This window comes from Lutibacter sp., from assembly GCF_040883305.1.
Lineage (GTDB): Bacteria > Bacteroidota > Bacteroidia > Flavobacteriales > Flavobacteriaceae > Lutibacter.
On the sequence record NZ_JBFLKT010000272.1, the window covers coordinates 1 to 9,320 of the forward strand.

A 9,320-nucleotide genomic window follows, 5' to 3' on the forward strand; every position below is an offset into this window, starting at 1 on the left:
ACAATTTGCCAATAATAAATTGGTGTTTTTTAATAGGCGTAACATTTATTTGCTCTAATGTGCCAATTTCTTTTTCACGAACAATATTCATTCCCGATAAGAAAAGCGTTATCATAGTTACCAATAAAACCAAGATTCCAGGAACCATAAATGTTTTATAATTTAAGGTTTTATTATACCAAAAAGAAGGAATACTAGTAATGTTTTGATAATTAATTGAAGTATTTGAAGATTGCATTAATTTGGAACGTGCATTTTTATTAAACGTTTGTATTATTTGATTGATATATACATTTGTAACGCCAGCTGCTGCGCCATCAATGGCATTTATGGTTACTGCTAAATCGGTTTGTTTGTCTTTTAATAAATTGCGTTCAAAGTTTGAAGGAATTTCTAAAATAACATCAACTTCGCCTTTTAACATTGCTGAATTTGCTGTTTTAGCTGAAGGAAAATTAGCAAGAACATTAAAATAGGTTGAAGCGTCAAATTTTTCAATTAATGCTCTCGAAAATGAAGTATAATCATTATCTATATATGAGAATTTGATGTTTTTAACTTCAAAAGTAGCCGCATTTGAAAGAATAATCAACTGAATTAAAGGAAGCGCAAAAATAATAGGAAGCATTCCTTTATTTCTGAATATTTGCCTGAATTCTTTTTGTATGATGTATAGAATTGTATTCATTTTATAATTCTTCATTTTAAATCGTCCTAACGAGGAGCGAAAGCGACATGGTTGTCTTATTTTTTGAAAGAGAATGCCACAATTTTTCACCCTTGCGCCTGCTGGCCTGTTCGGTAAAAATGTTCACAGAACATTTTATAAACCCTCCATCCTGCAATGACAGTTTTTCATATAACTTTTCAACCTTTCAATTTTATAACTAATATTTACTCCAATCTAATTTTATATTTTTTGGTGCTTAAAACAATAAAAAACAGTGTCATACCAACCAAAATGAGCGTTTCTTTCCAAATAAATGAAAGTCCAACGCCTTTTAGCATAATTCCTTTTACAATAATTATAAACCATTTTGCAGGTATAATATTACTTATAATTTGAAGTGGTATCGGCATACTTGTAATTGGGAATATAAATCCAGATAATAAAATTACAGGTAACATTAATCCCATTAAACTAATCATCATAGCTGTTTGTTGTGTTGCTGAAACTGTTGAAATTAAAATTCCTAAAGACAAGGAAGTAATAATAAATAAAATACTTTCGGCACCTAACAATAACAGGCTTCCTTGTACTGGCATTTTAAAAACAAAAATGCTAAGAACAATAATTACAATTGCATTAATTACTGAAAGAAAAATATAGGGAATTACCTTTCCAATAATTACTTGAAATGGTTTTAATGGCGAAACCAACAATATTTCCATGGTTCCTAATTCCTTTTCGCGCGTTATGGAAATGGAAGTCATCATGGCAGAAACCAACATTAAAATAATGGTCATAACGCCTGGAACAAACATAAAAACACTTTTTAATTCTTGATTGTAAACCATTCTATTTTTTGGAATTATTTGGTAAGGAATTTTACTATTTTTATTAATTCTTTGGGAGTAATTTTGAAAAATTGCACTTACGTAATTGCTAATAGTATTTGCAGTATTTGGATCTGTAGCATCGGTTATAATTTGAACAGTTGCATTGTTTTGAGTAGTCAATTTTTTACTGAAATCAGTTTCAAAATTTAATACAGCTTTTACGTTACCTTTTTTAAAAATACCTTCAATTTCATTTTCATTTTGAATAAATTTTTTTACACTAAAATAACTGGAAGAAGTAATTTTATTTATAATTTCTTCTGTGATTGCGTCTTTTGAATTATTTAATATTGCAATATCAACGTTATTTATTTCATTGGTAATTGCAAAGCCAAACAGCATAATTTGCGCTATTGGCATACCAAATAATATGAACAGTGAGCGCCTATCTCTAAAGATATGGTAAAATACTTTTTTAATAAATCCTATAAAACGTTTCATTTTTTGTTTATTAGTTAAATCGTCATAACGAGGAGTCTTTCGACTCTGCTCAAGACAGGCTTAAGCGACGTGGTTATCTCATTTTTATTGAGAGATTGCCACAATTTTTTTCAATATTTCGCAATGACGGTTATTTTTTTTTATTGCATTATTAATTATGGCTTCGACTCCGCTCAGCCACCGTAATTTTTTTTATTCATTATTAAGATGGACTTCTTGCTAGTTTTAAAAACACATCACTCATACTTATTACTTTAAACTGTTCTTTTAATTTTTTTGGTGTATTTAGTGCTTCAATTTTGCCATTTACCATAATTGAAACTCTGTCGCAATATTCAGCTTCATCCATATAATGTGTGGTTACAAAAATAGTGGTTCCTTGGTTTGCAGCTTTATAAATAAGTTCCCAAAATTGACGACGCGTAATTGGATCAACACCGCCTGTTGGTTCATCTAAAAAAACAATTTTTGGATTGTGTAATAATGCTACTGAAAATGAGATTTTTTGTTTCCAACCTAGTGGTAAGGAGCTTACTAGTTGGTTTACAATTTCTTGCAGTCCTAATTCTTCAACTAACAGGCATCTTTTTTCATTGATTTGTTTACGAGTTAAACCGTAAATACCGCCAAAAAAAGTAATGTTTTCTTTTACGGTTAAATCATCATACAATGCAAATTTCTGACTCATGTAACCAATGTTTTTTTTGATACTTTCAGGATGTGTATTTATATTAAAACCAGCAACATCTGCATTTCCTGAAGTTGGAGTTGAAATTCCAATTAACATTTTTATTGCAGTTGTTTTTCCTGCTCCGTTTGCTCCTAAAAAACCAAAAATCTCCCCTTTTTTAACTTCAAAAGATATGTTATTTACAGCTGTAAATTCGCCAAACATTTTGGTGAGGTTTTCTACTTGTATTACAGTTTCTTCTTGCATTTTTTTTGTTATTAAATCCGTCGTCAGTTCGAGTTGAAGCTTTTGCCGAAGTATCGAGAACTTCTCGATACAATTTTGTATTGAAAATTGCTCGAAGTGATGTGCTTATTACTTTGCCAATTCCATAAAAGTATCTTCAATGGTTGCTTGGGTAATTTCAATGCTTATATTTTTTAAATTTTTAGTTTCTAAATACTGTTTTAAATCTTCTGGATTAAAATTGGTTCTATTATCGGTATAATGCACAAATTCACCAAAAGGGTACACGCTGTATTTGTATTTATAACTGTTTAAGCTTTCAATAAGTAAATACATATTATCAGCTTTTACATTGTAAATGGTTTTAGGATAGTGTTTTACGATTTTTTGTGGCGTGTCTATTTCCAAAATTCTACCATCTTGTATTAACGCTATTCTGTCACATAAAGCAGCTTCATCCATATACGGAGTAGAAACTAAAATGGTAATTCCTTTGGTTTGCAAACGCTTTAACATTTCCCAAAATTCTTTTCTAGAAACAGGATCAACACCAGTGGTGGGTTCGTCTAAAAACAGCACTTTTGGTTTATGAATTAAGGCACAACTCAAGGCTAACTTTTGTTTCATTCCACCAGATAATTTCCCAGCTCTTCGGTTTTTAAATGGTTCAATTTGTGCGTAAATATCTTTTATTAAATCGTAGTTTTTTTCAATTGTAGTTCCAAAAATAGTAGCAAAGAACTCCAAATTTTCTTCCACAGTTAAATCCTGATATAAAGAAAAACGTCCTGGCATATAACCCACATTATTCCGAATACTTTTGAAATCTGAAATAATATCAAAATCGGCAACAGAGGCTTCACCTTCATTAGGAATTAAAAGCGTTGTTAAAATTCTAAATAAGGTGGTTTTTCCAGCGCCATCTGGGCCAATAAGTCCGAATAATTCACCTTCCTTAACATTAAAAGAAATGTTTTGTAAAGCTTTAACTTTGTTGTAAGATTTGCTAATATTTTTAAGGGAAATACTCATTTTATCTTATTCAAAATAGTTTTTATAAGTTTTTAAATGTGCGTTTATTTTGTTGAAATTTTCTTTTCTTATGTTCATATCTGAATCCGTTAACCCATTAAATAATGCTCTCATCGGCATAATAAATACATGCAATTGATCGTGAGCTTCGTCCGTCATAGTGCATTTTTGGATAATTGTTTTAAACTCTTTTACTAAACTTTGTTTTAGTGTTGCATAAGATTTAGGGGATTCATCTTCAGAAAAATTGTTCATTAATTGTAACATTGCATTAATTCCGTCGGTGGTTTCAGAATTAGCTTCCCATAATTTACCATTGTTTAATTTTACCTTTACAATGGCATCTTGAGGCTGATCTTGTTCAGGTTTTTTTTCTGTAGTATTTTTACAAGAAATTGAGAAAAATAAAATTGTTGCTAGTAATAAAAATTGTGTTTTTTTCATTTTGATTGTGTTTTAAAGTTTATAGTGTAATCCCGTTCTAAATCCTTCACAAAGTGAAGGACTCTTAATAATATATTTTTAAATTCAGTTAAGTTCATACAATTAAAATTAGTTATCTAAACTCCCTTTCCTTCAGAAAGGGTTGGGGATAGGATCCACATTTCCGCAGGCATTCCAATTTTTAAACTGCCGTTGTTTTTTACATCAATTTTTACGGCATAAACCAAGTTTACACGTTCTTCTTTTGTTTGAATTATTTTAGGTGTAAATTCAGCTTCAGAGGCAATCCAGGAAATAGTTCCAGTATAGTTTTTCATAGTTTCACCAGCATCAATTTTTATGGTTACTTCTTGTCCAATTTTAATATTTGCTAATTGTGTTTCACCTACATAAACACGTAATTGCATAGTGGTTAAATCAGCTATTTTATACAATGGTTTTCCAAATGAAACCACTTCATTTGGTTCTACATATTTTACTAAAACTGTTCCGTTTACAGGGTTTGTAATGTTACTTTTTTGAAGTTGATCTTGCAGCTGTTCCAATTGAATATCTATACTTTTTAATTCGTTTACTACAGGCGCATTTTGAATTTCAATACTTCTAATTTGCTGATTTAAAACATCTATTTTGCCATTAATAGCATCTAATTGTTGCCGTGTTCCTGCATTTTCTTTTAGTAGGTTTTCAATTCTATTTTTTGAAATATGTACTGTTTTTAATTCAGCTTTTAACACATGTATTTGCGACAAAACTCCTTTAGATTTTGAATACACAATTTCTTTAGAAATTTGTAGCTGATCTTTTTTTAAAGTCAATGGAATGGTGTCTATATAGCCAACAAAATCTCCTTTTTGTAGAATTTTGCCTTCTGTTACATCAAATTGTAATAGTTTGCCATTATTTTCTGCTGAAATTGTAATTTCTGTTGCTTCAAAATTTCCGTAACCATCTGCTTTTTCATTAGTATTACAAGAAATTAAGCTGCTTGTAGCAATTAATATTCCGATTATTATTTTAGTTATTTTCATTTTTATAATATTTAATTTATCCCAACATTAATTTCCACTTTAGGTGTTATAGGGCTCAGTTTCCTTTTATAGTGTTGTAATTTGCTTTTTCAAAAAGCATTTCAATTTTGTGTGTGCTTAAGCTGTTTTCTGCTTCAAATAAATTGGTTACTTCTGTAATATATGCAGATGAAGTAATAACACCATTTTTAAGTTGTGATTCGGCAGATTTTAATATTTTTTTTCGTAATTCTATAATTTCTTTGTCTGAATTAATAAGGCTAGAAAGTTTATTAATTTCTGTTTGTTTTTGTTGCAATTGAATGTTTGTATTTAGTTGAAATACTTCCGCTTCATTTTCAATAATTTTTTTATTTAATTGTAAAGATTCACGCTGTTTTTTGTTTGCATTCCAATCAAAAACTGTCCAGTTTAATTTAATGCCTAACTGGTAAAAAGTTTGAAAAGAATTATCGAGCATATTCAATCCAGGATTACCATAACCTCCTGTTAAAAAGCCAATTAAAGTTGGTTCTTTTTGTTTAGAAAGTAGATTTTCTGAAGTTTCAATTTTCTCTTTTTCAAGTTGAAATAGCTCTAATTCCGGTCTTTTTAGTTCTGTATTAAAATTAGTTGTACTAGTTGGATTTTCAAATTCAGTATTTGTTGAAATTGGTGTGCCAATAAGCTGTGCTAACGATTGAATTAAACTGTTTTTATTTAAAGAGATTTCCCCTAACTGTTGGTCTATTTTTAAGATTTCAGCTTCAATTACACTATCAGAAGTTGGTAGTAAAACTCCAAATTTAATTCCTGCCTTAACTTCATTTAATTTAGTTTCTAAAAGTGTTTTTTTTGCTTCTAATAAATTTATTTTTTCATTAAAAAGTAGTGCTGAAAAAAAGTATTGGTTTACCTGAGTTTTAAGTTGGTATAAAGTTATTTCAACTTGTTTTTGTTGTGTTTTTAACGCGGCTTTACTAACTTTTGCGGTTGCATTAATTAAACCACCATTATAAATTAACTGATTTATTGATAGCGTTGCTTTGTATTGATCTTTGTTTGGTGCTTCAACAGTTGTATTTGGTATTTCAATAGGCATTTGCGTAACATCTGATTGATAGGTGGTTTGTACGCCTAATTCCAATTTTGGTAATTTTTTTGTCGAAATTGCTGCTAAGTCAAGTTCGTTTTGTTTTATTAATAAATCGGTCTGTTTTGCCAACGGGTAATTTTTATTCAATAAAATATAACAAGTTTCTAAACTCAATTTTTCTTGTGAAGAAACTGTTATAGAAAGAAATAGGATCAGTAAAAAGAATGTTTTTTTCATTTTTTTTATATTTTTGAATGTGCCTGCTTCAGCAGTTTTTGCCTTTTTATTTTGTCATTCCGATAAAGGAGGAATTACACCATATTACTCACATCATCCTCAATTTAACGATTCAACATTTCATCAAATAAACAGTGTTTCTCCATATTGGCTTCGACTCCGCTCAGCCACGGTATTTTCTACCTTTCAACAATTAAACCCATCAACTTTTTAACTTTTAATTGCATGAATAATAAAATTTGAAACTTCTGTAGTTCTTTCTTCCAATAGTTGTTTGTAATTTTCATCGTTTATTGATAAAAAACCTTTTAATAATGGAGAAGCAATAAATGGAAAAATATTAAGTGCTAAAATATTTATAAAAAGCTGTTCTGCTTTAATGGGTTTTATAGTACCATTTTCTATATTTTCTATTACTTGTTGTTTAAATTTTGTAATTGTAGGAAAGTGTTTTTCTGAAGTTAATTTTTGAACAAATTCCGGGTTTCTGTTTAATTCATTGATTATAAAATTTGGTAAATATGGATGCTTAATTGTGAACGAAATATAGTTTTTTGTAAAATTTTTAATCTTATCATTTAAAGTATCATCACTATTTAATACCTTATTTAATTGTGGAGCTAATAACTTGAAAGCATTTTTAAAAACAGCCTCAAAAAGCAATTGTTTACTTCTGTAATAATAATGAAGCAAGGCTTTGTTAATTCCCGCTTCATCTGCAATTTCTTGCATTCGAGCTCCGTCCATTCCTTTGCGCTGAAAAATGCTTTTTGCGGCATTTAGAATAGTAGTTTCAGTTGTTATGTCTTTTGTTTTTGTCATTGAATTAACTAATTAGTTTAACCAAATGGTTAACAAATTTAAATTCTTTTTTTGAACTGACAAAATAAATGTTATTTTTAGGCTCTAATAAATTAATAAAATGAAAAAAATAGTAAAAATTGCAGTAATTTTTTTGGCTTTTATAATTGTTTATGTTGCGTATTCTAATTATCAAAAATTTATACTTATTTCTGGTTATGCTGCTAAAAGTGTAGCTTCAAGTGTTTTTGTTGCTAAAAGAAGCCAGAATTTGGTGGAACATACAGATAATAATTTTTCACCAGTAAATTGGGCAAAAAATACAGTCGATACAATTAATAAAACTGTTATTTCGAAGGTTTTTGGATTGAAACCGCGTACTGCAATTTATAGAGAAGGTGTAGGTGCAGTAGTTGTAAATGACGATTTTAATGAAAATACTACTTATTTAATTCCACAAAGAGATTTAACCCCAAAAGAGTTGCCTTTTCCTTATGGTAATTTACCACAAAAAGACACTGTTTTTTCAAATGTTAATTATGATAAATTAGAGACTGTTGTTGAAAACTATTTTGATGAAAATTCAGAAGTAAATACAACCCGTGCTTTATTAGTTATTTATAAAAATCAAATTATTGCTGAAAACTATTCTGAAGGGTTTACTAAAGACGCACGTTTACTGGGTTGGTCTATGACTAAAAGTTTAATGAGTGCAGTTTGCGGTGTAATGAATCAACAAGGAATGATTAGTAAAGATGAATTAGCACCAATTGAAGCTTGGAAAAATGATGAGCGCTCAAAAATTACGATCGATAACTTGTTGCAAATGAATAGCGGGTTGGAATGGGAAGAAGATTACACTAAAATTTCTGATGTTACTAAAATGTTGTATTTAGAATCGGATATGACAGTTTCTCAAATAAATAAAAAGTTAGTTGGCAAGCCAAATGAAACTTGGAATTATTCTTCGGGGACTACCAATTTATTAACAGGGATTATCAGACAAAAATTTAAAACGCACCAAGAATATCTTAATTTTTGGTATTCAGATTTAATTGATAAAATTGGAATGCATTCTATGTTGGTTGAAACTGATTTAGCTGGAAATTACATTGCCTCTGCTTACGGTTGGGCAACTGCAAGAGATTGGGCTAAATTTGGCTTATTATATTTAAACAAAGGAGATTGGAATGGAGAACAATTAATAAGTGAAGATTGGGTAAATTATACTTCAACTCCAACAAACGGATCTGAAGGTGTTTATGGAGCACAATTTTGGTTAAACGCTGGAGGACATTTACCAGATGCACCCAAAGATTTATTTTTTGCTGATGGTTTTCAAGGCCAAAGAATATTTATCATTCCTTCAAAAGAGTTAGTTGTTGTTAGATTGGGAGTTACTTATAGTACCTTGAAAACACAATTAAAAAATAGAAAAATACTCCCAAACGAAAATAAAGATGTTGTTGAATTTGAATTAAGTAATAAAGATTCTAATAAATTACTTAAAAATATTTTAAATGCAATAGAATAAAAGCTAGTGATTTTTTTTATCGTTTTCAATAATTTACAATTATAAAAGTTGTACGTTTTTAATAATTCTATAAAAAGAGCTAATTGTTCATTATTTAAGTTTGTTTAGAAAACGTTATTATTAATGAAATACCTAATTTAAATGAAGTTGGAAAAGCTTTTTAATAGTTATTTTAGAACATAAATTAAAACCTTCAGAACATTTTTCAACTACAATCTGCTTAAAAAAAATACCTTCACATGTTATTAG

General features: G+C 29.2%; 10 protein-coding genes. 2 read left to right on the forward strand and 8 right to left on the reverse strand.

What is annotated here, in order from left to right:
- The 7 genes from AB1Z17_RS08450 to AB1Z17_RS08480 form a co-directional block, all read right to left on the reverse strand.
- On the reverse strand, positions 1 to 688 hold a 688-nt coding region (locus AB1Z17_RS08450), incomplete at its 3' end, for an ABC transporter permease (RefSeq protein WP_368051375.1).
- A gap of 206 nt (positions 689 to 894) precedes the next feature.
- Positions 895 to 2,001, reverse strand: coding sequence for an ABC transporter permease (locus AB1Z17_RS08455; RefSeq protein WP_368051366.1), 1,107 nt, complete (start codon positions 1,999 to 2,001; stop codon positions 895 to 897).
- A gap of 202 nt (positions 2,002 to 2,203) precedes the next feature.
- Entirely contained in the window at positions 2,204 to 2,938 is a 735-nt protein-coding gene (locus AB1Z17_RS08460; protein WP_368051367.1) for an ABC transporter ATP-binding protein, read from the reverse strand.
- A 108-nt stretch (positions 2,939 to 3,046) separates the two neighbouring features.
- Positions 3,047 to 3,949, reverse strand: a complete 903-nt coding sequence (locus tag AB1Z17_RS08465; RefSeq protein WP_368051368.1) for an ABC transporter ATP-binding protein — start codon at positions 3,947 to 3,949, stop codon at positions 3,047 to 3,049.
- A gap of 6 nt (positions 3,950 to 3,955) precedes the next feature.
- Positions 3,956 to 4,393, reverse strand: coding sequence for a hypothetical protein (locus AB1Z17_RS08470; RefSeq protein ID WP_368051369.1), 438 nt, complete (start codon positions 4,391 to 4,393; stop codon positions 3,956 to 3,958).
- Positions 4,394 to 4,509: 116 nt separating this feature from the next.
- On the reverse strand, positions 4,510 to 5,424 hold the full coding sequence (locus AB1Z17_RS08475; protein ID WP_368051370.1) for an HlyD family secretion protein: 915 nt from the start codon (positions 5,422 to 5,424) through the stop codon (positions 4,510 to 4,512).
- A gap of 55 nt (positions 5,425 to 5,479) precedes the next feature.
- Entirely contained in the window at positions 5,480 to 6,736 is a 1,257-nt protein-coding gene (locus AB1Z17_RS08480) for a TolC family protein (protein WP_368051371.1), read from the reverse strand.
- Between the two features lie 19 nt (positions 6,737 to 6,755).
- Between AB1Z17_RS08480 and AB1Z17_RS08485 the strand changes: the two genes are divergently transcribed.
- Positions 6,756 to 6,950 carry a hypothetical protein gene (locus AB1Z17_RS08485; RefSeq protein WP_368051372.1) on the forward strand — a complete coding sequence of 65 codons (195 nt, stop codon included), beginning with the start codon at positions 6,756 to 6,758 and terminating at the stop codon, positions 6,948 to 6,950.
- On the opposite strand, the gene AB1Z17_RS08490 is transcribed toward AB1Z17_RS08485, so the two are convergent.
- Complete coding sequence (locus AB1Z17_RS08490) at positions 6,947 to 7,558, reverse strand: TetR/AcrR family transcriptional regulator (RefSeq protein WP_368051373.1); 612 nt, start codon at positions 7,556 to 7,558, stop codon at positions 6,947 to 6,949. The two genes, AB1Z17_RS08485 and AB1Z17_RS08490, sit on opposite strands and share 4 nt — an antisense overlap.
- Positions 7,559 to 7,658: 100 nt before the next feature.
- Here AB1Z17_RS08490 and AB1Z17_RS08495 point away from each other — a divergent pair, with 100 nt between their 5' ends.
- Positions 7,659 to 9,071 (forward strand): serine hydrolase domain-containing protein, encoded by a 1,413-nt coding sequence (locus AB1Z17_RS08495; RefSeq protein ID WP_368051374.1) that lies wholly within the window; start codon positions 7,659 to 7,661, stop codon positions 9,069 to 9,071.
- Positions 9,072 to 9,320 lie beyond the last annotated feature (249 nt).